Origin of the sequence: Mycolicibacterium hodleri (assembly GCF_025822245.1) — a bacterium.
Classification (GTDB): domain Bacteria; phylum Actinomycetota; class Actinomycetes; order Mycobacteriales; family Mycobacteriaceae; genus Mycobacterium; species Mycobacterium hodleri.
The window spans coordinates 24414-49481 of record NZ_JACKTL010000018.1 but is presented as its reverse complement, the minus strand read 5'-3'; the positions used below and the strand labels follow the sequence as shown (position 1 = coordinate 49481).

Below are 25068 nucleotides of genomic sequence, written 5' to 3'. Positions count from 1 at the left end.
GCACCAGCAAAACCACTACCCGAACCAAGCGCGCCACCTAGGCCAGGTGGGGCCAAAATTCATGACGACGGTGGGGCCAAATCACTTGACGAAACGCAGGCTTCGCATCAGCGGGTATGCGGTCGACGAGTTCGGCGACGTTGCGCACGGCATTGCCTTGGCGCATCTGATCTTTGAGAACCGCGGTGAGCAACCCGAGCATGTAATTGATCGATCGGGGAGACCACGGTTTGCGGGTCTTTCCTGTCGGTGAGGACAGCCCGCCAGCCCGCAACTTGGTCACCAGGTCGTCGAGATGTCGTTTGGTCAGCTTCTGAACCTCTATGTGACCGACCTCGGCGATGGCAGCAGTGAGGTTGACTCTGTGGCCGTGCAACGTCGACGGCTTGAGTCCGTGCTTGGCGGCCAGCCAGCCCTCGCACGCCTCGGCGAGTGTGATCTTTGTCGGGTGCACATACGTGCCGCGACTTACCTCGCCGCGGATTTCGTCCAGCGCTGTTCGCGCTTGCTTCTCGGTGGGGTAGCGCTTCCGCAACTGCTTGCGCTTGCCATCGACGTCTCCTACGTCAACGGTGAGCTGATAGCGAATGACGGGCCGGCCGCCATCGCGCTGAGCTAGTTCCACCCTTTTGATCTGTGGGGGAAGTTGTCGACGTTCGGTCATCAGGTGCTACCGGCAGCGCTGCGCAGTGCTCACGACGCCGCGTCTTCGGTGTGCGCAGTGATGAAACGGTCGATCTCGGCGGCCGCGACTCTGCGGGATGTACCGATCTGGACCCAGGCGAGCTGCCCCGCATCGAACAGTCGGTAGACAGACGAGCGTGAAATCCTCAGCGCATATGCGGCTTCTACGACGGTGAGAAGCCGGCTCACCGTCGTCGGCCTGGCGTCAGGGGAGTCGTGTCCAGTCATGGGTACCTCGAAGGGTGAAATGGGTCATGCGATCACCTTGTGTCTTGTGGTGTCTCGTAACTGTAATTCCGCCGTCTGACGAGTTCTGCACAATCTTCGCCCTCGTTCGGTGATGGTAACGCTAGTCGTTAGTATTGGGAAGCGTTACTATCACCGGGTGATCCGCTCGTTCCGGGGAAAGGGCGCAGAGGCAATCTGGCACCGCCGCTACGTCAAGAAGCTCAGCCCGGAGCTTGCCAAGCTCACTTACAACAAATTGGCCCTCATCAACGCTGCCGAGAGCATCAACGACCTGCGTGTGCCTCCAGGCAACCGGCTGGAGAAGTTGTCCGGTGATCGCGCCGGTCAGTACAGCGTCCGAGTGAATGACCAGTGGCGTCTCTGCTTCAGCTGGAGCGCCGGCGGCGCATCGAATGTAGAACTCGTGGACTACCACTAGGAAGGGAATCCCAATGGCCGACTTCGCACCGACCCACCCCGGCGAGATACTCATGACCGAGTTCCTCGAGCCGATGGGGATTACGCAGTATCGAATTGCGAAGGCAATCGACGTCCCTGCTCGCCGGATCAACGAGATCGTGCATGGCAAGCGGGGAATCACCGCCGACACGGCGCTGCGACTGTCGCGTGCGCTCGGGCTGACGGACATGTTCTTCGTCAACATGCAGGCGCACTATGACGCCGAGATCGCCCGCGAGAAGCTGGCGACCAAATTGGGTGCGATCGAGCGGATCGCCTGAGGGGTCACATCGCCAGCCGGCATCGGTCGCAACACAGATCTTTCCTACCGCCAGCCCGCTAGCCCATTTCCGTCTTTAGTCGTTCCACCACAACTCTCTCCGATTCACCCAAAACATCTCATACACAAGCCCATCCACTTCTCCACGTACTATTCCCGACACCCCAAGAAACTGCAGTGGCACATTTGCACAGGGTGCGATACTGGTGGTGGTTGCGTGTGGGGCGTGGCCGAAAGTGACGGCGGGGCAGTCGTTCTGACTTTGGGGTTGCATACCTGGGTTGGCGGTCGAGTCGCTGACGGCCGAACGGCAGCTGGGGGTGGCGTACGGGGGCCAGGGGCGCTAGGTGAGATCGATGATCGATGAAAGCGGTCGACGGGCCGGACACTGGGCTGGCGCCCTCGCGTCTACGGACGATCCAGGGAGCGACAGACGGTCTTAGGCAGTCGACGTTTATTCGGCGGATATGTCCGAGAAACGGCGAGAATGACCCGGTGGCGTTGGTAACGCTCAAACGACGAAATCCATTGTGCAGCAATACTTAATCGCGATCTCTCGGCCTTCCAAGACGGGCTGATCGCGAATCCGTTGGTCGTGGGCTCGACAACACGCATCACGTTTCCGCCCAGCCAGTCCACCGGCGTTCACCGCGACGCGATGACTCAGCAGCCGAGGGACCCTCTGGCCAGGAGAGCACGCCAACAGCGAGTTCGACTCTAAGCTGCCGTCCATATCCAGCCGGGCAGTTCGTCTAAGCGTTGGCGCCGCTCAGGGTCTCCGCCACCTCGATTGAAAACCGAGCGTTGCTTCTGGACCCAGGCGCCAAGGGCAAATCCGTCGACAACATGTGACCGTGGCACGCGAGCGTCGCCGTTGCACCTCACATAGTCGACCAGGATTGAGAAACCCTGCTCCCATTGATCGGCGAACGGATCCCAGGACCAGCCGGGAACTTCGTTTAGACGCTGAACGCGTTCAGCGTTCAAGGCGTGCTGTTTGAACTTGGCTCGCTGACCAACAACCCAGATGCCGAGCTTGTGACCGTCCATCTCGAATGAGGATGGAACCCGGGGATTTCCATGGTTCTTCACATACCGCAGCAACAACGAGTAGTGCTGATCCCACTTGCCCGCCCGTGAGTTCCACGTCCAACCCGGCAACGCTGTCAGCAGATCCTCGCGTTCCTTCGGAAGGGCGCCTTTGGTATGAGCCACGCGTTGGTTTCCCACCCACGCGCCTAAGTGGAAGCCGCCAATACTGGAGGAACTTGGCACGTCTGCCGAACCCGTTTCCTCGACATACTTCAATAGCCGTTGGTAAGCGTCGTCCCACTGGTCTCCTCGGGCGTCAAACGTCCACCCGGGCAGTTTCAGAAGGCGCTCTTGCCGATCAACGGTTAGCGTCCCTGCTTTATAGCTGTTGCGCTGAGTGTTGATCCACGCACCAAGTCGATAGCCATCTTCGGTCGAAGTCCACCGCGGAACTCGGGCATCACCGTGCTCGGTCACGTAAGCCAGCAGGTGCCGGAAACCGTCCTCCCACTTGTCGCCGAGGGCCTCCCACTTCCAACCGGATAGCCCCTGTAGCCGTCGTTGACGATCGGCGTCGAGATTCCCCCGCGAGTACTTTTGGCGTTGTACGTGCACCCAGGATCCTAGGTTGAACCCATCGAGCACGTAGTTCCTGGGAACGAGGGCGTCACCGCGCTGCTTCACATAGTCGCTGAGCCGCCCAAAGCCCTCCTCCCACCGATCGTTGAACGGGTCCCACGACCAGCCGGGGAATGCCTCCAAGCGTCGTCGCCGATCAGCGTCGAGCAATCCGCGGCCGAACGCGCCGCGCTGCTTCTTCACCCAACTGCCGAGGTTGAAACCGTCTGCTACGTATGACCGCGGCACGCGGGCATCCCCGTTGTTGGCGACATAGTCTGCGACCCGCCGGAAGCCTTCCTCCCATTGGTCGGTGAACGGGTCCCACGACCAGCCGGGCAGCGCCTCCAGGCGGTTTTGTCGGTCAGTCGCGAGCGAACCTTTCGCGAACTCTCTGCGTTGGACCTTGACCCAGCTGCCCAATTTGAACCCGTCGAAGTTGCACGTCATGACAACGCGAGCATCGCCATGTTGCTTCACGTACTCGACGAGATTGCTGAAGCCTTCCTCCCATTGCTCCGCCCGCGCATCCCAGGTCCAACCTGGCAATTCGGAAAGACGGCGCTCCCGATCCGCATCCAACTCGCTGTCGCCGTGCAGCTGACGCTGCCACGTCACCCACCACCCAAGCCGATACCCGGCCAGGGTAACCAAGCCCGTCGGAACGAGCGCGTCACCTTCGCGCTCGACATAGCCCAGGAGCTGGCGGAAGCCTTCCTCCCACTGCTCCGCCCACTGATCAACCCAGTAGTCAGTGATCGGATCCCAGGTCCAGCCTGGGACAGCCTCAAGCGCGTCCTGCCGTTGCGGCTTCAGCACGCCCTTCGCATACTGCGTGCGTTGATTCGCGACCCAAGCGCCGAGGCGGTAGCCATCGATGTCGTCGTCCGCGCGCACTCGCGCATGACCCGTCTCGTTGACGAACTGCTCAAGCAAACCGAACCAGAACTCCCACGACACCGTGGTCCGCTCGACGAGGCGCACGTCGAACGCCGCGGCGAAGTCCGCGCCGACTTTGGCCGGAACATCCACATGGATCTTGCTGGGCAGCTTCACCCTCGCCCCGCGCCGGCCGAGCGCACGGCGCAACTCATCAAGCTGCTCACCCAGCTCCTCGTCGTGGGAGCGCAGCGCCTTGATGACGTCCCAAACCGGTTTGAACGCCGAATCCTCCAGGGCGACTTCAGGATCTTCATCAGTATCGATGAAGACAGGGATGACGATGGTCCCGACCGTCTTGTCGTCGGACTTGCGGATCGCCCGGCCGACCGCCTGAATGATGTCCACTTCGGAACGGCGGGGGTCTACGAACGCCACCCCGTCGAGGGTTGGCACATCGATACCCTCAGCGAGGCAGCGCGCGTTCGCGAGCAGGCCGCGCTCATCGTCATCGAGTCTGGCGAGGTGGTACAGGCGAACCTCACGGTCACCGGCGGTCATCTCGCCCGACGCGTAGTCGGCCCACAACCGGCCTTTCGGCCGCTGCCGCGCCGGCATCCAGGCGATCACCTCCGGCATCGACCGGGCAAAATCCCGCGCTCGCTTGACCCGCGAATGAAAAGAGATCACCCGGTGCAAGTTGTATTTGCGCATGGCCTTCGCCAACCCGATCTGACCGGCGAGCGTCCGGGCATCCGTCTTCCTCGGGGTGTCGCCGTCGAGGACGACCAACTCACCCCGCTCTGCCCACTCCCGGTAGGTGGCGTCATCCACACCGACGATCACCACCTGGTAGTCGGTGAGCAGCTTGAGTCCGATCGCTTCCCCGAACGGCAATCGATGAAAGACTGGCCCGAAGACCTCGTCGTTGTCCATGGAGGCGATCTCGTACTCGGCTTCCTTGGCTTCCCGAACCAGCCGCCCGGTAAAGTAACGCGGCGTCGCCGTCATGAACAACCGCCGCTTTGCCCGAATCTTCCCTACGTCGAGAACAGTGGCGAAGTCCGACGACACCGGGCCGGCGCACCTGTGCGCCTCGTCAGCCACTACCAGGTCGAACCCTGGAACACGGCCCAGCTCAAAGGCTTCGGCGACCTGCGGAGAGGACTGGTAGGTGGCGAACACCACCCGCCGGCCCGAGCGACGCCGCAGAAACCCAGCGATCTTCACCGGGTCCGTCGTGACCGGCACACCTAGGTCACTTGTGTGTGCGATCGCGACATCATCGCCTACAACGGTATCGTCAGAACACACCGCCTGGAACTCGAAGCCGGTCGTTTCGTTAGCGGTCCACTCCCGCAGCGTCTGTTTCAGCAGCGACAGCGACGGCAGCAGGACCAGCGTCCGCTCGGCATCCAGCTTCTCCTTAATGAACAGCGCTGCCAGCGTCTTGCCCGTCCCGCAAGCCATGATCAATTGACCGCAATCGGCTCCCTGGAATCCCTTCAATACGTCCCTGATCGCGACCCGCTGATGCGGGCGGGGCCTCTTCCGTTTTGCCGGCTTGGCGACGGTCAACCGTGACGGGGAGGATGGCCAGTCCACCTCCGCGGCCTCCAGGGCCGAGAGATTCACAAAACTGGCCGTGCCCTGCCCCTGGATGGTGCGCTCCGCGATCTTGTCGATCAGGTTCGTCGTGGCGATCAACAGCCGAAAGCCGAAGATCGGCCGGCCAGCCTCGGCCAGGAACTTGTTCACATCCCTCTTCGTGACCCGATAGGCAGGGTCGTAAGCCTTGGCCTGGATTGCCCACAGATGCCCATCGTGGTCCTCAGCGACCAAGTCGATCCCGGCGTCGATGCCCCACCGGCCCGGCCACTCATCCCACAGCCACACCCGCCGAAGCTGCGCGGCATACACGGGATCATGGGTAAGAAACCACTGACAAATCCGTTCAAACTGCTTGCCCCTGCGGCTATTGCTGTCCTGGTCGAGGTTCCTCGCTAGTGCGGCAAATGTCCCCATGAGCAGAGCGTATGGGCTATGCCTGACAAGTTCGATAATCGCGCCGAGGACCTGAAATCTGCCAGGTATGTCGTGTGACACCGCTGTCACATCCAACGTGGGTTTGCCGGGGGCGGTGCCCGATGAGCCGTGCGCTTGTCACAAGGTTGTCACAAGAGGTGCGAAACGTCGCGAGGTGCGCGGGCACCTGCTGACATCATCGCTGCACATCAGCGACAGTCAGGGCACTTACAGACCTGCGGAAACCGCGACCTACGGACTGTAAATCCGTCGGCTTACGCCTACACAGGTTCGAATCCTGTGCCTGCCACACTTGTCAGGCCCCCTTTCGAGGGGGCCTGGCTGCGTTGGGGCGCTCGATCGTGAACCGGCCGCTGGCGGTTCCACTTCAAGAAGGGCAACGGCAGGAGAACGGCCGTCGCGGTGTTCACGGGCTGTTCAGCCACGTGAACACGTGATTTCGTCGCGCGCTCGTGCCGGCCGGTTCTGATTCGTGACATGCGGGTCGTCCAGGTCGCCAACTTCTACGGTCCGCGCTCGGGTGGGTTGCGTACCGCGGTGGACCGGCTCGGTGCCGAGTACTGCGCGGCGGGGCACGAGGTATTCCTGGTCGTCCCGGGGCGCACGGCCGGCCATCAGCGCCTCGATTCCGGGGTGGTGCGCATCTCGATCCCGGCGCCCGTCATCCCCTTGACGGGCGGCTACCGGGCCGTGCGCCCGAAGCCGGTCACCGCGCTCCTCGGGGACCTCGCCCCCGACGCGTTGGAGGTCTCGGACCGGTTGACGTTGCGGTCGTTGGGTGCGTGGGGACGCGCTCGTGGCGTCGCCACGGTGACGATCTCCCACGAGCGCCTCGATCGACTCGTGGGGCAGGTTCTTCCGCGGCCTCTGGCACGGGCCGTCGCCGATGTCGCCAACCGCCGCACGGCATCTCAGTACGACGCCGTGGTGTGCACGACGGCGTTCGCGCGCAAGGAGTTCGACCGAATCGGCGCCGAGAACGCGGTGACGGTACCCCTGGGTGTCGACCTCGAGGTGTTCCATCCCGATCGGCGTTCGGCGTCGATGCGACGGCGGTGGGCCGATCCCGGGCAGACCTTGCTGGTGCACTGCGGTCGGCTGTCGGTCGAGAAGTCTCCCGAGCGCAGCATCGCCGCGGTGGCGGCGCTGCGTGACGCCGGTCGGGACGTCCGGTTGGTGGTGGTGGGAGACGGCCCACTGCGGTCGCGTCTTCAGCGCCAGGCGGCGCGGCTGCCGGTCGACTTCACCGGCTTCGTCGGCGACCGCGTCACCGTGGCGGGCATCCTTGCCTCGGCCGACGTGGCGCTCGCCCCGGGCCCGCACGAGACGTTTGGCCTGGCCGCGTTGGAGGCGTTGGCGTGTGGGACACCGGCGGTGGTCTCGCGGACCTCGGCATTGCGGGAGATCTTGACCGCGGGCAGTGGGCTGGCCGCCGACAACGACCCGGTCGCCGTCGCCGCCGCGGTCGCGGCGATCATCGGTCGACCCGAGCGTCAACGTCGGCGCGATGCCCGCGACCGGGCCGAACAGTTCACCTGGCCGCGGGCGGCCGGGGGCATGTTGACCGCGCTCGGTGCCACCCGACCCGAGTGACGCACGCACGCCCTACGGGACGCCGACGACCTCTCGAACGGCCCGCGCGACGTCGTCGGCGGTGAAACCGAAGTGGCGGTGCAGGTCTGCGGCGGGGCCGGAGGCACCGAAGCCGGTGACCGCGACGATCCGCCCCAGTGGCCCGACATGGCGTTCCCAGCCGAACGCGGACGCGGCTTCGACGGACACTCGCGCGGTCAGGCTCGGCGGGAGGACCGCGTCGCGGTAGTCCGGATCCTGCTCGTCGAACAGGGCCCACGACGGCATGCTGACCACGCGAACCTCCATGCCGGACTGCGCAAGACGCTCGCGTGCCTGCATCGCCAGTGCGACCTCACTTCCGGTGGCGATGATCAGCGCGACCGGATCGGTGCCGTCGGCCGGGTCGGCCAGGACGTACGCGCCGCGGGCGACACCGGCGGCCGACCCGAGGTTCGTTCTGTCGAAGACGGGCACGTCCTGCTTGGACAGCACCAGCGCGACGGGTCTGTCATCGACGGACATGATCACCCGCCAGGCTTCGCGCACCTCGTTCGCGTCGGCGGGGCGGAGGTCGATCAGGTTGGGCATCGCCCGCAGCGAGGCGAGCTGTTCGACGGGCTGGTGGGTGGGGCCGTCCTCGCCCATGCCGATGGAGTCGTGGGTGTAGACGTGAATCACCGGTTGGCCCATCAGGGCGCCGAGCCGTAGCGGCCCGCGCTGGAAGTCGGAGAAGACCAGGAAGCCGGCTTGGAAGGGGCGAAGACCGCTGAGCGCGAGGCCGTTGGCGGCCGCCGCGGCGGCTGCCTCGCGGACGCCGAAGTGCAGGTTCCGTCCGCCGAAGTCGGCGGGGCCGAAGTGCCCGCTCGCACCGCCGAGCGCCGTCTTGGTCGACGGCGCCAGGTCGGCGGCGCCACCCAGCAGCCAGGGCACCGCCGCCGCGACCGCGTTGAGTACCTGGTGATTGGCGATTCGCCCGGCCATGGGGCCGTCGGCGGGGGTGAACTCGGGCAGGTCGTCGTCCCAGCCGTCGGGCAACGTTCGGGTGACCATCGACGCCAGCCCGTCGGCCAGCGCCGGGTGGGCGTCCTGGTACCCGGCCAACATGGCGTTCCAGTCGCCGCGCCGCCGGGTGCCTCTTTCGGCGACGCCGCGGGCGAACTGCTCGTAGGCGACGTCGGGAACCAGGAACTGGGCGTCCACCGGCCATTGGTAGAAGCGTTTGGCCGCGCGAGCCTCGTCCGCGCCGAGCGGTTCACTGTGCGCGGATGCGGTGCCCTGCTTGGTCGGTGCGCCGTAACCGATGATGCTGCGGACGATGATGAGCATCGGAGAGCCGGTGTGCGCGGTGAATTGGGTGAAGGCCCGGTGCAATGCACCGAGGTCGTTGGCGTCGGCGACGTAGGTGACGGCCCAGCCGTAGGCGCGGAACCTGGTGGCCACGTCCTCGGTGAACGCCAGCGACGTCTCGCCCTCGATCGTGATTGCGTTGCTGTCGTAGATCCAGCAGAGGTTGTCCAGCTTGAGGTGTCCGGCGAGCGACGCCGCCTCTTGGCCGATGCCCTCCATCATGTCGCCGTCGCCCGCGAGGGCGTAGACGCGGTAGTCGAACACGTCGAAGCCCGGTCGGTTGAAGTGCGCTGCTTGCCATTTGCCGGCCATGGCCATGCCGACACTGGTGGCGACGCCGGTGCCCAACGGCCCGGTCGTGCATTCGACTCCGTCGGCCAGTTCGTGTTCGGGGTGTCCCGCGCACGGGCTTCCGAGTTGGCGGAAGCGACGGATGTCGTCCAGTTCGATGGCCAGACGGTCCTGGTCGGCGCAGCGGACGCCCGCCAGGTGCAGCAAGGCGTAGAGCAGCATGGAGGCGTGCCCCGCCGACAGCACGAAGCGGTCGCGGTTGACCCACCGTGGATCGTCGACGTCATAGGTCAGCGTCCGGTTCCACAGGGTGTAGCCCACCGGCGCCAACGCCATCGCCGCTCCCGGGTGACCGGACTTCGCTTGCGCGATGGCGTCGATGACCAAAGTCCGGATCGTGTTGACGGCAATGGTGTCGGCGTCCACCGCGACGGTGGTGGCGAGATCGGTCATGTGAATTCCCTTACGTGTCAACGGCGTCACGGTGTCGAGTGGCCGGAGAGCCGCTCGACGAGCCGGAACAGGGCCGAGTGGTCGAGGTCGCCGTCGCCTTGGGCGTGGGCGCTCGACATCAATTGGGCGACGACGGCACCGAGCGGGGTGGCGGTCCGCGACGACCTGGCCGCGGCGGTGAAGATGCCGAGATCCTTGTCGTGCAACGCGATCCGAAAACCGGGGGCGAACTGGCGGGCGACCATGGTCCGCGCCTTGCGCGTCATGACCGTGCTGCCGGCCAGGCCGGCCTCGAGGACCGAGATGGCCTTCTCAGTGTCGACCTGCTGAGCTTCGAGGAACACCAGGGCCTCGGCCAGGAGTTCGATGTTGCCCGCCACGATCAGTTGGTTGGCGGCCTTGACGGTTTGCCCGGCTCCCACCGGGCCCACGTGGACGATGGTCTTGCCCACGTGTCGGAGCACCGTGGTGGCGTCGGCGACCGACTCCTCGGACCCGCCGACCATGATCGACAGCGTGCCGTCGACGGCGGCCTGTTCGCCGCCGCTGACCGGGGCGTCGAGGAAGCGCAGCCCACGTTTCTCCGCCGCCTCGCCGATGGCACGGGCGGCGTCGGGCCGGATGGTGCTCGCGTCGACGAACAACGTTCCGGGGGCGGCCGATTCGAGGATGCCCTCGGCGCCGAGTGCCACGGCCTCGACGTCGGGGGAGTCGGGCAGCATCGTGATGATCACGTCTGCGCCGCGGACGGCGCCCGCGACGTCGTCGGCGGCCCGCATGCCCTTGGCCACCAGCGCGTCGACCTTGGCTCGGGTGCGACTGAAGCCGACGACGTCCAGGCCGGCGCCGCACAGATTCGCCGCCATCGGCGAGCCCATGATGCCGAGTCCGATGAACGCAACGGTGGGGTGCTCGGGAGTGGTCATCGAACCACCTCGTTGGCAACGGAATCGACGTCGTCGACCAGGCTCGGGACCAATTCGTACAGCCAGGCGAGGCCGGCGACCGTGTCACCGGCCGGGACGTACTCCAGCCCGAGGCCTCCGGTGTAACCGGACTGCTCGAGGAGGTCGACCAGCGCGACGAGGTCGGCGGTTCCGGTGCCCGGCTCGTGACGACCGGGGGCATCCGCGATCTGGACGTGTCCGATGCGGTCGACGTGGTCGGTCACCACGCGGCGCACGTCGTCGCCGTTGACGGTCAGGTGATACAGGTCCGCCAACAACGCGATCCTGCCGACCTGAGTCCGTTCGCGGACCCCGGTGATCACGGCGAACGCGTCGACGGCCAGCTTGAGGGGGTAGGCCGCCACTCCGCTGACCGGTTCGACGAGGACGGTCGCCCCGATCGAGTCGGCCTGCTCCGTGGCGGCGGCGAGGGCGTCGAGGGCCGCCTCGTCCTGCTGGCCGGCGCTCACCCCGGGCAGCCGGTTGCCGTAGAGCGCGTTGAACGCCGTGACGCCCAGGCGAGCACCGATGTCCACCGCGACGGCCACGCTGGCGTCGAATTCACTTCTGCGGGAGGGGTTGGAGGCGACACCCCGGTCACCACCGGGCATGTCGCCGGCGAAGAAGTTCAGGCCGCGCAGCGCCACCCCGGCGTCTTCGACCGACGCGACGAAGGCGTCGACCTCGGCCGACGGTGGTGACGCGACGGCGAAGGGCCACCAGCACTCGATCGCGTCGAACCCCGCCGCGGCCGCGGCGGCGGCCCGACGTTCGAAGGGCACCTCGCCGAACAACAGGCTGATGTTCGCCTGCGACGACGCCCACAATGCGGAAACCACTCGTCCTCTTTCCAAAACCGTTGGGCTGCATGGTTCTGCAGCGTCACCGACACTAGGTACCGAAGCCTCGTCGAACAATGACGAACACCGCCGACGATTATTCGTCGATGGCGAACAGTGGAGCCTCCGGCCGAGTAGTCTTTCGCCGCATGACCCAGCCCAATGTCAGCCTCCGCCAGTTGCGCGCGTTTCTGACGGTCGCCGAGCACCGCAACTTCTCGCGCGCGGCCGAGCAGCTGCTGGTGTCCAACCCCTGGTTGAGCGAAACCATCAAGGACCTGGAACGTCAGCTCAAGGTGCAGCTGTTCGTCCGCACCACCCGATCGGTCGAACTGACCGACGCCGGGGCCGTCTTCTCCCACCTCGTCGCGCGGATCCTCGACGACCTCGACGCCGCCATCAAGTCCGCGCAGCGGACCGCCGACCGGGACGGTTCGGCGTTGACGTTGGGGTACACGATCGGGGCGGGTCTGGAGGTCATCCCCTGGTTGCTGAGGACGTTCGCCGCCGAATACCCGCAGCGACTGCTGCGGTCGGTGGAGTACGACTTCGCCGACCCCACGGCCGGGCTACGGGACTCGTCGGTCCACGCCGCCATCATCCGGCCGCCCACCGGGTTGGCGGGCCTCACCACCTTGGACCTGGTCAGCGAGGACCGGGTGGTGTGCCTTCCGGACGGGCACCCGCTGGCGAGTCAGGACAGCGTGTGCGTCGCCGATCTGCTCAAGGAACCCATCATCGCTGCGCCGAAGGCACCTGGGCCGTGGCGCGACTATTGGCTTCTCAGTGAGTACCGCACCACGCCCGCCCTGGTCGTCGACGAGGCCAGTACCCGGGACGCCGAGCTGCACCTCGTCGCCCGCGGGGTCGGCATCAGCGTGACTTCCGCTGGTGCGCAACGGTTCTACTCACGACCCGGGGTGGCGTTCCGCCGGATCCGTGACATTCCGCCGTGCGTGGTGGCGTTGGCGTGGTGGCCCGAACACACCGCCAAGGTCGCCGATCTCGTCGCCATCGCCACGGGGTTCAGCGCGATCGCCGAACAACTCAAGGCAGCCAACCGGCTTGCCATCCCGTGAGCATCATTCGGATCGGCCGAACAATGAACCGCCAGGTTCGTCATTGTGTCGGGCCGATCGCGGTCATACGGTCGATCCACTCCGATCGGTGGTCTCGTCGCAACGTGGTGTTCGACGTGACGTCACCCGGTAGGTGTCAGCACGTCCCCGGCCGCTACTAGATGCAGCGGCACTTCGGCCCGAGGGTCGCCGCACGAGAAATGGGAAGCATGACCTCACCAGAAGATTCATCGGGAACACAACCCAAGCTGCGGCGATCGTTGGCGACGTGGGCGGCCATCTCGCTGTCCGTGGCCGCGATGGGCGCCAGCCTGGCGGTCAACATCAACCCTCAGGGTGCGGGCGCGACCGTCGGCCGCGCCGTGCCACTGACCTTCGTCTTGGCCACCATCGGGGTGCTGCTGGTCGCCTACGGATTCGCCAGGATCTGCAGTCGACTCAGCCACGCCGGCTCGGTGTTCGGCCTGACCGGCGTGACGATCGGGCCGCGGGCCGGTGTGGTGGCCGGGTGGTCCCTGCTGGGGGCCTACCTGAGCTTCATGCTCACCACGTCGATGACGGCCGGCATCTTCGGGGCCGAATTCCTGCGTGGCTTGGGTCTTTACGAGACGACACCGGACATCGTCCCCTGGATCATCGCGCTGGTCTCCGTGGGCATCGCCACACTGCTGGCCATCTCCCCGGTCAAGAAGTCGATGGCCACCCTGCTGTGGGTGGAGATCTGCACGACCGCGGTGATCGTCGTCATCGCGGTGGTCGTCGTCGTCCGCGTCGCCGGCGGCAGCGCCCCCGGTGGACAGCGGTTCAATCTCGACATGTTCAGCGTGCCGCCAGGGATCTCGACCAGCACTCTGTTCCTCGGCATCGTCTTCGGCTTCCTGTCGTTCGCCGGCTTCGAGGCCGCGGCCAGCCTGGGCGAGGAGACGACCAATCCCAAGCGGGCCATCCCCATTGCCATCTTCGGGGTGGCGCTGTTCGGCGGCCTGTTCTACATCGTCGGCACCAGCGTGGAGATGCTGGGCTTCGGCACCGACGACGCAGGCGTCGAGGCGTTCTCGAAGTCGGCCTCGTTGTTCGGCACCTTGGGCGAGCAGTACGTGAGCCCCGTGGTCGGCGACCTGGTGACGTTGGGCACCGCCATCTCCGCGATGGGTTGCGCGCTGGCCACCGCGGTCGCGGCGTCGCGGCTGCTGTTCGCCCTCAACCGGGGGGCGTTCGAACGCCGCGGATTCACCAAGGTCTCGGCCAAGTCCGGCACGCCGATCAGTGCGACGCTGTTCGTCTGCGGGCTGGCTGCGGCCATCATCGTGCTGATGCGGGTGTTCGTCACCGACACCGCCTTCGACCTCTTCGCCTGGTCGGGAACGGTTGGCACACTGGTGCTCCTGGTGGCCTACGCATTGTTCTCCGTCGGTGCGTGGTACTACCTCTGCATCCGGGCGCCGCGCCTGGGTCACGAGGCGGCTGTCCTCGACTACGTGGTACCGCTGCTGGCCATTGCCGTGATCGGCTACACCATGTTTCGCAACGTCTCACCCTGGCCGACTACCGGGTCCGGACGGGCCAACATCGTCATCGCGGCAGCCTGGGTGATCGCCATCATCGTGGTCATCTTCGCCGCCCCCAAGACCACGCGACGGATCGCCGAGTCACTGAGCCGCGACGAGGGACTCACCGCGGAGGCGGGGTACCTGGCCGTCGCGGTCGAGGAAGTCGAAGAGCATCTGCACCGCCCGACGTCCGCCGGAGCGCCGCGGGTCACCGGCGGCTTTCACGGAGAGACCCCCGAGGCTGCCAAGTCATGACCCGGGGGACAACGCATGTGAACGTCGACGACGACTGGACCTACCACGGCATGCGGGTGGTGCGGATGCAGAACGAGCACCTGGCTCTCGACGTGCTGCCCGAGCGCGGGGCCAACATCTTCCGGGTGGTGGACAAGAAGCGCGACCTCGACCTGCTGTGGAAGTCGCCTCGCGTCGCCCCCCACGTGGCGGCGGTGCACGCCGACTTCGACGATCACTGGGCGGGTGGCTGGGACGACGCCTTCCCCGGGGGACGGGCGTGCCGCAACCGCTACGGCGACCTGCTTCCCTACATGGGCGAGGTGTGGACGGCACGTGCGAACTACGAAATTCATTCCAATGCAGACGAAGTGGTGCTCACCACCACGGTGCGGACGCCGATCACACCGGCCGAGCTGACGCGCACGATCACCCTGCGTGCCGACGAGCAGCGCTTCACCCTGGGCTACACGCTGCGCAACATCGGCACGATGCCGTTCGACTACAACTGGGGAGTGCATCCAAGTCTCGCGCTGAGATCCGGTATGCGCTTCGACATCCCGGCGACCAGGGGCCTCGTCGACGAGGCCGGTGGCGACGTACTCGGCAGGCCGGGCGACGAATACGACTGGCCGATGCTGCGCGGGTACGACCTGCGGCGCGCCGACGACGTCGACGTCGGAGCCTTCGCGTTGCACTATCTGACCGGATTGACCGCGGGGTGGGTCGCCGCGACCGACGTCGCCGACCGTCGCGGCTTCGGGCTCTGCTTCGACCACGAGCTGTTTCCCGTGGTGTGGTTCTGCCTCGTCTACGGGGGATGGCGGGGCTATCACCAGGCGCTCGTCGAACCGTGGACCGGTTATCCCAGCCCGCTCGACGAGGCCGTCGCCGCGGGGCGGGCCCGCCTGCTGGGGCCCGACGAAACCGAGTCGACCGAGGTCGTCGCCGTGGTCTACGACGGCGTCGACGAGGTCACCGAGCTGCAACCCGACGGAACGGTGCGATAGATGAGCGCGAAGCAAGCCGGCGCGACGTCACGCGTCGTCCACGACACCGCCGTTCGACTTGGTCGGACCCCACTTACGGTGACGGCGCTGGGATTTGGCGCGACCGCCATCGGTGGCATGTACACCGAAGTCAGCGACCACGACGCGGACGAGACCGTTGCCGCCGCGTGGGCGGCCGGGCTGCGCTACTTCGACGCCGCCCCGCAGTACGGCCGCGGCAACGGTGAGACTCGGCTGGGCCGTGGGCTGGCCCGGTATCGGCGCGACGACTACGTGCTGTCCAGCAAGGTCGGCCGCCTGCTGCGCGCCGACGCCGACCCGCATCCCGACGACTTCGACTCGACGGGTCGCCCGTACGACGCCGGTGCACCCGATGTCGCCACGGTGTACGACTACTCGCGCGACGGGGTGCTGCGTTCGATCGAGGAGAGCCTCGTCCGGCTCGGCACCGACCGTCTCGACGTGGCCCTGGTGCACGACCCCGACGACTACGTCGACGACGCGTTGGCGACGGCGTTCCCCACCTTGATCGAGTTGCGCGACCAGAAGGTGGTGTCGGCGATCGGCGCCGGAATGAACCAGACGGCCGCACTGGAACGCTTCGCCCGCGAGAGCGATCCCGACATGTTCCTGCTGGCGGGCCGCTACACGCTGTTGGAACAGACTGCGCTGCAGTCGTTCCTGCCGCTGTGCACCGAACGCGGGATCGCCGTGGTCGCCGGCGGCGTGTTCAACAGCGGTCTCCTGGCCGACCCCGGGCCGAACGCGCGGTACGACTACGACCCTGCCCCGCCCGAGACGGTGGCGCGCGCCCACCGGCTCTTCGAGGTGTGTCGCCGTCATGACGTGCCCCTCAAGGCTGCCGCGCTGCAGTTTCCCCTGGCCCATCCGGCGGTCACGGCGGTGCTGACCGGCGCCCGCAGTCGCGCCGAGATCGTCGAGAACGTCGAGCTCTTCGACCGCCCGATCCCCGACGAGCTGTGGCGCGATCTGATGTCGAAGGGGTTGCTCGACGAGAGTGCTCCCGTGGGTGATCCACGGTGAGAGTGGTTGACGCACATCATCATTTGTGGGATCCGGAGATCGGCGAGTATCCGTGGATGACGGGTGACTTCGAACCACTACGCCGGCGTTACGACGTCACGGATCTGCTGCCCCACCTCGTGGCCAACGGCGTGGCGGCGACCATCGTGGTGCAGGTGCGCGCCGATCTGGCCGAGACCGTCGACCTGCTCGAACTTGCCTCGTGCACACCGGAAGTCGTCGGCGTCGTCGGTTGGGTCGACCTGACCTCGACGGACGTGGCCGGGCAGGTCGACCGTCTGCGCGGTGGGATCGGCGGTGAGCACCTCGTCGGCCTGCGGCACGCCGTGGCCGACGAATCCGACCCGTCCTGGCTCCTTCGCGAGGACGTCGACGCGGCGATGCGGGAGGTGGCCGCCAGCGGCCTGACCTTCGACCTGGAGATCACCTCGCGTGAGCTTCCCGCCGCCACTACGTTGGTGCGCCGGCACGCCGACGTGCGCTTCGTCCTCGACCACGGGGCCAAACCTCCCGTCGCCGAGGGCTGGTCGCAACGTTGGGCCGACGGCGTCTGCACCCTCGCGGAGAGCCCGAACGTGTGGTGCAAGCTCTCGGGTCTGGTCACCGAGGCGTCGTGGAGTGAGTGGAGGACTGCCGACCTTCAGCCCTACGTCGACCACCTGCTCGGGGCGTTCGGCGTCTCGCGTGCGCTCTTCGGGTCGGACTGGCCCGTGTGCGAGCTGGCCGCACCGTACGACCAGGTGGTGGCCGCCGCCGTGGAGTCGCTCTCGGCGCTCGACGACGGCGATCGGCGAAAGATCATGTACGACAACGCTTTGAACGTCTACCGACCGTCCCGTATCAGCTTGGGGGAAGTGCACTCATGAACGGCGTCACCACGATGCAGCAGGATCTTCGGGAACGCGCGAAGCGCGTGTTGCCCGGCGGCGTCAGCAGCAACACCCGGCTGCTCAACCCGCATCTCATCGTCGAACGTGCCAGCGGCTGCCGGCTGTGGGACGTCGACGGCACCGAGTATCTCGACTACCTCCTGGGCCAGGGGCCCAACTTCTTGGGCTACGGTCCGCCGCGCGTGGTGGAGAAGATCGTGGCCGCCCAACACGACGGCATCATCTACGCGGCCACCCATCGTCGCGAGATCGAGGCCGCCGAACGAATCTTGGGCATCCTGCCCTGGGCGGATCAGTTGCGCTTCGGCAGTTCCAGCAGCGAGATGATTCAGGCCGCCTTGCGAATTGCACGCAACGCGACGGGACGACGCAACATCCTCAGGTTCCACGGGCATTACCACGGCTGGTTCGACAACGTCCAGATCCGCTCGGAGGGAGACCGGGTCCTTCCGGGCAGCCTTGGGCAGGTCCCCGAGGCGCTCGATCCGATGCTGACCGTCGAGTGGAACGACCCCGAGGCGTTCGCCGCGGCGCTGCGGGATCACGGCGACACGATCGCCGCCGTCGTGATGGAGCCCATGATGCTCAACGCCGGCGCCATCGTGCCGGCCGACGGCTACCTGCAGCAGGTGCGCGAGGCGTGCACCCGACTCGGCATCGTGCTCATATTCGACGAGACCATCTCCGGCTTCCGGGTGGCACTCGGCGGCGCGGCCGAACGGTTTGGTGTCACGCCGGACCTGGCGGTCTACGGCAAGGCCATGGCCGCCGGGTGGCCGTGTGCGGCGTTGGTCGGCCGGGCGGAGCTCTTCTCCGACGTGGCCGTCGGCGCACTGACGCACGCGGGCACCTTCAACGGCAACACCATCGCCACCGCCGCGGTACTCGCGTCACTCGACGAACTCGAAGACCGAAGCGTCTACCGCCACGTCGAATCGGTGGGTACCGCCTTGGTCGACGGACTCACCGCCCTGTTGGAGCACCACGACGTGCCGATCAAACTGCAGGGCTTGCCGATGGCCTTCCACGCCCGCTTCGACACCGGCACCGAACCCGTCACCCGCTATGCCCAGGTGCAGGCCTTGGACGGCGAGCGTTACGGCCGTTTCGCGACCAAGCTGATCGCCGCCGGGATCTGGGTGGCCTACCGCGGCATCTGGTACGTGTCGGCGGCACACACCCATGCCGACGTCGACGAGACCCTCACGAGATTCGACGCGGCGTTGAGCGACGCCGAGCACGACTGAGCCCCGTCGACCGTTCGGCGGCGGAGACGCCGACACGACACGGTCGAGCATGGGAGATGATCGGTCGATGACCGATTCCCTGGTGATGCGCAGCGCCCGCGAGCAGCTGCGGGGGCTGGCGGCCCGCGAATACTCGGCACGGGAGCTGTTGGCGGCCCACGTCGAACGACTCGAGCGGTTCAACCCCACGGTGAACGCCGTCGTCTCGCTGGACGTGGACCGGGCGGCCGACGCCGCCGCGCAGGTCGACGCGGCTCGTGCCGCCGGGTCTGAGTGCGGGCCGTTGGCGGGGCTGCCCATGTCGATCAAGGACACCCACGCCACCGCGGGGCTGCGCACCACGTTCGGCTCGAAGCTGTTCGCCGACAACGTGCCCACCTCCGACGACGAGATCGTCCGTCGCCTGCGCGCGGCGGGAGTCGTCATCCTCGGCAAGACCAACGTCCCCGAATTCGCGGCCGGGTCGCACACCTTCAACCCCGTCTTCGGCACCACCCTCAACCCGTATGACCTCAGCCGGTCGGCCGGCGGAAGCAGCGGTGGCGCGGCCGCGGCTCTGGCCATGGGCTTCCAGTCGCTGGCCGACGGCAGCGACATGGGTGGCTCGCTGCGCAATCCCGCGTCCTTCTGCAACGTCGTCGGGCTTCGGCCCACACCCGGCCGGGTACCCGACCCCACCGACGAGCTGCCCCTCTTTCCGCTGTCGGTGGCGGGTCCGATGGCCCGCACCGTCGGGGACGTGGGCCTGATGCTGTCGGTGATCGCCGGCGCGCACGCCTCGGATCCGATGACGCTGTCGGAGGATCCCAGCGGCTTCGCCGACGTCGCCCCCGCCGAGCTGCGTGGTCTTCGGGTGGCCTGGGCGCCCACGCTGAGCGGGCGGGTACCGGTGCAGGCGGAGGTGCTGTCGGTGTTGGACGACGCGGTGTCGGTGTTCGAGGCGGCGGGTGCCCACGTCGCTCACGCGTGCCCCGATCTCGACGGCGCCGACTTCGTCTTCCGCACACTGCGGGCCGCCGAGTTCGACTTTGCCTGGGGTGAATTGGTCGAACGGCAACCCGATGCGGTGAAGGCCGACATTGCCTGGAACGTCGAGCGGGGCCGAGGGTTGAGCGGGCGCGAAGTCACCAGGGCCGTGGCCGAGTTGACCCGCCTGCAACGCGCCGCCGACGCGTTCTTCGACGACTACGACGTGCTGCTGGCGCCGGTCGCCCAGCTCCCGCCCTTCGACGCCACCTGGACCTGGCCCGCCGAGGTGGCCGGCACCGTAATGACGACCTATCTGGACTGGATGGCGTCGTGCTACCTCATCACCCCGCTGGGAGTCCCCGCCATGTCGGTGCCGGCGGGCTTCACCCCGCAGGGCCTGCCGGTCGGTCTGCAGGTGGTCACGCGGGCCCGCACCGAGGCGCGGCTGTTGGCCGTCGCGGCCGCCTTCGAGGAGGCCACGGGACACGGCCGACGCGTCCCGCCGCTGCTTGAATCGGCCCGCTGACGCCGGCGTGAAGACGGGCCGTCCCGCACCCCCGGTACCGGGAGTGCGGGACGGTCCTTGTGTCAATCCGTTACGGCGGCAACCAAAGTCAGTTGCCCACCGGCGGCGTGCTGCCCGACGGTCCGTAGGGACCGTTCTGGGCGCCGTCGCCGACGACCGGCGGCGTGGCCTGCATCGGACCGGTCGAGCCCTGCACGCCGGTGCCGCCGTCACCGCCGGAGGTCCCTCCGGACGACGTGCCACCGCTGCTGTCGGTTCCGGGTACGACCGCGGCCGGCTCGACGGGCTGCAGGCCCACCCAGCCAAGCTGGTCCTGGAAGTCGGCGTTGTAGACGACGCTGTCGGGGTTTTCGCCCACCACGTCGAAGTACAGCTTCCCGGATGCGCTGGCTCCCTGGTTCAGGGGTGCACCGCTCAGGGTGGACACCGTGGGGAGCACGCGATAGTCGGTGCCGCCCGGGCTGCGCGCGATGAAGTTGACGATCTGAGGGGTGACCGTACCGACGACTGCGGTCGTGGTGGCGTTTGCCTCGTAGAGTCGACCGGCCACCGGATACGGCACCACGTCACGACTGGGCTTGAGGTCCTTGACGGTGTAGCCGATTTCGCTGCTGAAGTCGCCGAGGTTGTAGAAGTCCTTCAGCGTTTCTTGGACGCCGAAGCCCTTGATGTTGTTGATCGCCGAGGCGGGGGCGACGGCACAGGTTCCGAACAGTGCTGTGGCACTGACGACTACACCTGCGATCCGCTGAATGTTCTTGGCCTTCATGTGTTCTTCCCTTCGGCGCCGAATGTGCGCGTCGTTGCTGTCGGGCCGGGGATTTGCCCGCGGACGGTCGCGGCAAACTTTGTGACGCGAAACGTAAGAAACTCGCGGAGGGGAGTTGAGACCGGAACCGGGCGTTCTCGACGAGATCGTTGGCAGAAAGTGGGACGCAACGGGGTTGAGGTAGCGTTATTAGAGGTACTACGTAGTCATCGAAAGGGGAGCGGCCATGGAGTGGGGACTGCTGACGATCCTGGCCGGCCTGGCCGGGCTGACGTTCGCCGCGTGTGTCTTCGTCTACCTGCGACGGCTGGAGAACCGCTCGCCGGCCCCCCTGGGTGAGGAGGTCGGCGCGCACAAGGCGATCCTGGCCAAGTTGCGCAAGGGCGAGCCGATGTCGCAGGACGAGATCGAGTACGCCACCGAGCTCGTCGACGACGCCCGCTCACCTCTCGCCCTGGCGATCCCCGCCACCCTCTTCTGCTGCGGCTTCTTCTACGTGGTGGGCTGCCTGTACGAGCTCCACGTCTACGGCGGCAACCCGTCCTTCCGCACCTTCGTCGGCGGCATCCCCATGCTGTCGTCGATGAACATCGCCGTGCAGCTGCGCAAGGTCGCGCGGTTGAAGCGCCGGCTGGCCGAGGTGGCCCCGGAACGCGTCAGCGCCTGACCGAACCGACCTCGGGGTCCTCGTCCTCCCACAGCGGCAGTTGACGACCCGAGTGGCGTGAGTCGTCGGCCTGCGGCCAGTACCGGGCGGGTCGGGGGCGCACCACCTGCGGCCACCAGAACCACCGTCCCAGGAGGGCGGCAATCGACGGCGTCATGAACGACCGCACGATGAGGGTGTCGAACAACAGGCCCAGCGCGATCGTCGTCCCGATCTGACCGAGGATCCGCAGGTCGGCGAATACGAACGAGGCCATCGTCGCGGCGAACACCAGACCGGCGGCGGTCACCACCGAACCCGAGCCGGCCATCGCCCGGATGATGCCCGTGTTCAACCCGGCGTGGATCTCCTCCTTGAACCGGGAGATCAACAACAGGTTGTAGTCCGATCCCACGGCCAACAGCAGAATGATGGCCAGCGCCAACACGATCCAGTACAGGTCGATGCCCAGCAGGTCCTGCCAGATCAGCACGGACAGCCCGAACGAGGCGCCCAACGACAGCGCGACGGTGCCCACGATGACGAACGCCGCCACCAACGAGCGGGTGATGAACATCATGATCAGCAGGATCAGGCTCATTGCGGCGATGGCGGCGATCATCAGGTCGTACTTGGCGCCGTCCTGAATGTCCTTGTAGGTGGCCGCCGTTCCGGCGAGGTAGAGCTTGGATCCCGCCAACGGCGTGCCCTTGACGGCCTCCTGCGCGGCGTGCCGGATGCCGTCGATGTGTGAAATGCCCTCTGGGGTGGCGGGATCGCCCTCATGGGTGATGATCATCTGCGCGGCCTTGCCGTCCGGGGAGAGGAACAGCTTCAGCCCCCGCAGGAACTCGGGGTTGGTGAACGCCTCCGGCGGCAGATAGAAGGAGTCGTCGGTCTTCGAGGCGTCGTAGGCCTGGCCCAAGGCCGTGGAGTTCTGCAGCGACGCCGCGCTCTGGTCCTGGATGCCCTGATTGGTGGCGTAGTTCGTCATCGTCAGGTCGCGGTTGGTCTGCTGGTTGGCCAGCTGAGGAGGGAAGAGCGCAAGCAGTTTCGGTTGCAGCGCGTCGAGCTTGGCGATGCTGCCCGCCACGTCACCCAGCTGATCGGTCAGTGCGTCGATGCCGTCGAGCGCGTCGAAGATCGACCGCAGGGCCGCGCACACCGGAATGTCGAAACAGTGTGGCTCCCAATAGAAATAGCTGCGCAGCGGCCGGAAGAAGTCGTCGAAGTTGGCGATCTTGTCGCGTAGGTCCTGGGCCGTGGCGACGGTCTGCTGGAACGCCTTGGCCTGCTCGTCGGTGACCTCGGCGGACTGTTGCTGCAGGGCGTACTGCTCGCGGAGCACCCGCACGCCGTCGTCGATGGTGGCGACCTGCTTGAGCAGATCGGCGGTGCGGGCCTGCTGGAACGGCAGATTGTTGATCTGTGCGGAGTTGCCCGCGCTGATCTGGAACGGGATCGACGTATGGTCCAGCGGGGTGCCCAACGGGCGCGTGATCGACTGCACCTGGGCGATGCCGTCGGTGTGGAAGACGGCCTTGGCGACCCGCTCGAGCAGGATCATGTCGGTTGGGTTGCGCAGGTCGTGGTCGGCCTCGACCATCAGAAGTTCGGGGTTGAGGCGGGCCTGGGAGAAGTGCCGTTCGGCCGCGGCGTAGCCGACGTTGGCCGGGGCGGTGGCGGGGATGTACGGCCGGGCGTCGTAACTGGTCTTGTATGCGGGCAGGGCGAGGAGGCCGATGAGGGCGATGGCGATCGTGGCCACGAGGATCGGTCCCGGCCACCGCACGATGGCCGTTCCGATGCGTCGCCAGCCGCGGGTGCGCAGTGGGCGGGCCGGTTCGAACAAGCCGAAGTGCCGCCCGATGGACAACAGGGCGGGCGCCAGCGTGAGCGCGGCGATCACGGCGACGAGGACGCCGGCCGCGGCGGGCACGCCGAGGCTCTGGAAGTAGGGGAGTCGGGTGAAGGTCAGGCAGAACACGGCGCCGGCGATGGTCAGGCCCGACCCCAGGATGATGTGCGAGGTGCCGCGGTACATCGTCCCGTAGGCCGTCACGCGGTCCTCGCCGATCTGGCGCGCTTCGTGATAGCGACCGAGGATGAAGATCGCGTAGTCGGTGCCCGCGGCGATGACCAACAGCGTCAACAGATTGGTCGAGTACGTGGAGAGCTCGATGATGCCCGCGTTGGCCAGCACGGCAACGACGCCGCGGGAGGCGGTCAGCTCGATCATTACGGTGAAGATCACGACGAACACCGTGGTGAGCCGGCGATAGATGAAGAAGAGCATCAGGGCGATCACGCCGAGGGTGATCAGGGTGGTCTTCAGGGTGCCCTGCCGGCCGACCTCGAACTGATCGGTGACCAGGGGAGCGGCGCCGGTGACGTAGACCTTCACCCCGGGCGGTGGCGTCGAGCTGTTCACGATGTTTCGGATGGAGTCGACGGATTGGTTGGACAGCGACTCGCCCTGGTTGCCGGCGAGGTTGACCTGAAGCAGCGCGGCCTTGCCGTCGGAACTCTGGGAGCCGGCCGCGGTCAGCGGATCACCCCAGAAGTCCTGTACGTGCTCGACGTGGGTGGTGTCCTGGGTCAGCTTCTTCACCAGGTCGTCGTAGTAGTGGTGTGCGTCGGCGCCGAGGGGCTGCTGGCCCTCCAGCACGATCATCGCGGCACTGTCGGAGTCGTACTGCTGAAACTTCTTCCCGATCTCCTTGCTGGCCTGCAGTGACGGCGCGTCCTGGGGGCTCAGCGACACGTTGTGGGCTTCGGCGACCTTCTCCAGCTGCGGCACGAAGACGTTCGTGACCACGGCCAGTGCCAGCCAGAACAGCACGATCAGCGCCGAGTACCGCCGGATCCCGTGGCCAAATCGGTCGGTTCGGGTGCTGCGCTCGGCCTGGTGGGTGCTCATCCGGACTTGTCCAGGCAGTAGGTGTAAGCGTTCAGCGTGTTCACCGTTCTCTCGTCCTTCACCACGTCGTCGATCTTGATGCGGCACCCGAGCGAGCTGCTGTCACCCTGCGCGGAGACGTTGACGAACACCGACGGTTGGGTGGTCGTCGCGTCGTAGGCCCATGGCAGCGGGACGTCGTCGGCGCGCTGCGGTTGGGCGTTCACGTCCAGATAGGTGATGGTCGCGACCGTGCCAGGTGGGCCGAACACCTCGAGGACCACGTGCTTCGGGTTGAAGGGGACGATTTCGTTGGCGCCTGCGCTCGGCGTCGAGACCACGTCCTGGGAGGCGAATACGGCCTGCAGGCGCCACACCGTGAAGCCCGCCACCGCGACGACGAGGATGGCGACCAGTGGCATCCACCGTCGGCCCAGGCGCCTTCCGATCGAAATCCCGTGCAAGCGTGGCCCTTTCGGCGAGCGGGGACATGCGGACGGTAGTAGGAGGTGCCGGTCACGCGGTCG

General features: G+C 66.7%; 20 protein-coding genes and 1 tRNA gene. 12 read left to right on the top strand and 9 right to left on the bottom strand.

The window, feature by feature from the left end; genetic code table 11:
- Window positions 1-37: 37 nt before the first annotated feature.
- On the bottom strand, window positions 38-664 hold the full coding sequence (locus H7J06_RS05460) for an Arm DNA-binding domain-containing protein (protein WP_264037630.1): 627 nt from the start codon (window positions 662-664) through the stop codon (window positions 38-40).
- Between the two features lie 29 nt (window positions 665-693).
- On the bottom strand, window positions 694-912 hold the full coding sequence (locus H7J06_RS32580) for a helix-turn-helix domain-containing protein (protein ID WP_372515242.1): 219 nt from the start codon (window positions 910-912) through the stop codon (window positions 694-696).
- Between the two features lie 157 nt (window positions 913-1069).
- Here H7J06_RS32580 and H7J06_RS05455 point away from each other — a divergent pair, with 157 nt between their 5' ends.
- Together H7J06_RS05455 and H7J06_RS05450 are read left to right on the top strand one after the other, a co-directional pair.
- The gene (locus H7J06_RS05455) at window positions 1070-1351 is read left to right on the top strand and encodes a type II toxin-antitoxin system RelE/ParE family toxin (protein ID WP_264037629.1); all 282 of its coding nucleotides are present in this window, start codon (window positions 1070-1072) and stop codon (window positions 1349-1351) included.
- Between the two features lie 13 nt (window positions 1352-1364).
- On the top strand, window positions 1365-1652 hold the full coding sequence (locus H7J06_RS05450; protein WP_264037628.1) for a HigA family addiction module antitoxin: 288 nt from the start codon (window positions 1365-1367) through the stop codon (window positions 1650-1652).
- Window positions 1653-2368: 716 nt separating this feature from the next.
- Here H7J06_RS05450 and H7J06_RS05445 read toward each other — a convergent pair.
- Window positions 2369-6205, bottom strand: a complete 3837-nt coding sequence (locus tag H7J06_RS05445) for a DEAD/DEAH box helicase (protein ID WP_264037626.1) — start codon at window positions 6203-6205, stop codon at window positions 2369-2371.
- Window positions 6206-6419: 214 nt separating this feature from the next.
- On the opposite strand from H7J06_RS05445, the gene H7J06_RS05440 reads away from it, so the two are divergent.
- Window positions 6420-6515, top strand: a tRNA-Tyr gene (locus H7J06_RS05440).
- 188 nt (window positions 6516-6703) lie between these two features.
- On the top strand, window positions 6704-7819 hold the full coding sequence (locus H7J06_RS05435) for a glycosyltransferase (RefSeq protein WP_264037625.1): 1116 nt from the start codon (window positions 6704-6706) through the stop codon (window positions 7817-7819).
- 12 nt (window positions 7820-7831) lie between these two features.
- On the opposite strand, the gene tkt is transcribed toward H7J06_RS05435, so the two are convergent.
- Genes tkt through H7J06_RS05420 form a run of 3 tightly spaced genes read right to left on the bottom strand, consistent with a single transcriptional unit; the run spans window position 7832 to window position 11678 of the window.
- Window positions 7832-9892, bottom strand: coding sequence for a transketolase (gene tkt / locus H7J06_RS05430; RefSeq protein ID WP_264037624.1), 2061 nt, complete (start codon window positions 9890-9892; stop codon window positions 7832-7834).
- Window positions 9893-9918: 26 nt separating this feature from the next.
- Window positions 9919-10818, bottom strand: a complete 900-nt coding sequence (locus H7J06_RS05425) for a 2-hydroxy-3-oxopropionate reductase (protein WP_264037623.1) — start codon at window positions 10816-10818, stop codon at window positions 9919-9921.
- Window positions 10815-11678: a hydroxypyruvate isomerase family protein gene (locus H7J06_RS05420; protein ID WP_264037622.1), complete on the bottom strand. Its 864-nt coding sequence runs from the start codon at window positions 11676-11678 to the stop codon at window positions 10815-10817. The genes H7J06_RS05425 and H7J06_RS05420 overlap by 4 nt, the downstream gene beginning before the upstream one ends.
- 149 nt (window positions 11679-11827) lie before the next feature.
- On the opposite strand from H7J06_RS05420, the gene H7J06_RS05415 reads away from it, so the two are divergent.
- From H7J06_RS05415 to H7J06_RS05385, 7 genes are all read left to right on the top strand, one after another.
- Complete coding sequence (locus H7J06_RS05415) at window positions 11828-12757, top strand: LysR family transcriptional regulator (RefSeq protein ID WP_264037621.1); 930 nt, start codon at window positions 11828-11830, stop codon at window positions 12755-12757.
- A gap of 209 nt (window positions 12758-12966) precedes the next feature.
- Window positions 12967-14562 carry an APC family permease gene (locus H7J06_RS05410; RefSeq protein WP_264037618.1) on the top strand — a complete coding sequence of 532 codons (1596 nt, stop codon included), beginning with the start codon at window positions 12967-12969 and terminating at the stop codon, window positions 14560-14562.
- On the top strand, window positions 14559-15551 hold the full coding sequence (locus H7J06_RS05405; protein WP_264037617.1) for an aldose epimerase family protein: 993 nt from the start codon (window positions 14559-14561) through the stop codon (window positions 15549-15551). The genes H7J06_RS05410 and H7J06_RS05405 overlap by 4 nt, the downstream gene beginning before the upstream one ends.
- A complete protein-coding gene (locus tag H7J06_RS05400) occupies window positions 15552-16595 on the top strand; it encodes an aldo/keto reductase (RefSeq protein WP_264037616.1) in 1044 nt (347 codons plus the stop codon).
- Window positions 16592-17461: an amidohydrolase family protein gene (locus H7J06_RS05395; protein ID WP_264037615.1), complete on the top strand. Its 870-nt coding sequence runs from the start codon at window positions 16592-16594 to the stop codon at window positions 17459-17461. The genes H7J06_RS05400 and H7J06_RS05395 overlap by 4 nt, the downstream gene beginning before the upstream one ends.
- Complete coding sequence (locus H7J06_RS05390) at window positions 17458-18732, top strand: aspartate aminotransferase family protein (RefSeq protein WP_264037614.1); 1275 nt, start codon at window positions 17458-17460, stop codon at window positions 18730-18732. The genes H7J06_RS05395 and H7J06_RS05390 overlap by 4 nt, the downstream gene beginning before the upstream one ends.
- 67 nt (window positions 18733-18799) lie before the next feature.
- On the top strand, window positions 18800-20227 hold the full coding sequence (locus tag H7J06_RS05385; protein WP_264037613.1) for an amidase: 1428 nt from the start codon (window positions 18800-18802) through the stop codon (window positions 20225-20227).
- 88 nt (window positions 20228-20315) lie between these two features.
- Here the strand turns inward: H7J06_RS05385 and H7J06_RS05380 are convergent, their stop codons facing one another.
- Window positions 20316-20996 carry a DUF1942 domain-containing protein gene (locus H7J06_RS05380; protein ID WP_264037612.1) on the bottom strand — a complete coding sequence of 227 codons (681 nt, stop codon included), beginning with the start codon at window positions 20994-20996 and terminating at the stop codon, window positions 20316-20318.
- Window positions 20997-21222: 226 nt separating this feature from the next.
- Between H7J06_RS05380 and H7J06_RS05375 the strand changes: the two genes are divergently transcribed.
- Window positions 21223-21663 carry a hypothetical protein gene (locus tag H7J06_RS05375; RefSeq protein ID WP_264037610.1) on the top strand — a complete coding sequence of 147 codons (441 nt, stop codon included), beginning with the start codon at window positions 21223-21225 and terminating at the stop codon, window positions 21661-21663.
- Here H7J06_RS05375 and H7J06_RS05370 read toward each other — a convergent pair.
- Entirely contained in the window at window positions 21653-24562 is a 2910-nt protein-coding gene (locus tag H7J06_RS05370) for an MMPL/RND family transporter (protein ID WP_264037609.1), read from the bottom strand. The two genes, H7J06_RS05375 and H7J06_RS05370, sit on opposite strands and share 11 nt — an antisense overlap.
- Window positions 24559-24963, bottom strand: coding sequence for an MmpS family transport accessory protein (locus tag H7J06_RS05365; RefSeq protein WP_372515241.1), 405 nt, complete (start codon window positions 24961-24963; stop codon window positions 24559-24561). The genes H7J06_RS05370 and H7J06_RS05365 overlap by 4 nt, the downstream gene beginning before the upstream one ends.
- Window positions 24964-25068 lie beyond the last annotated feature (105 nt).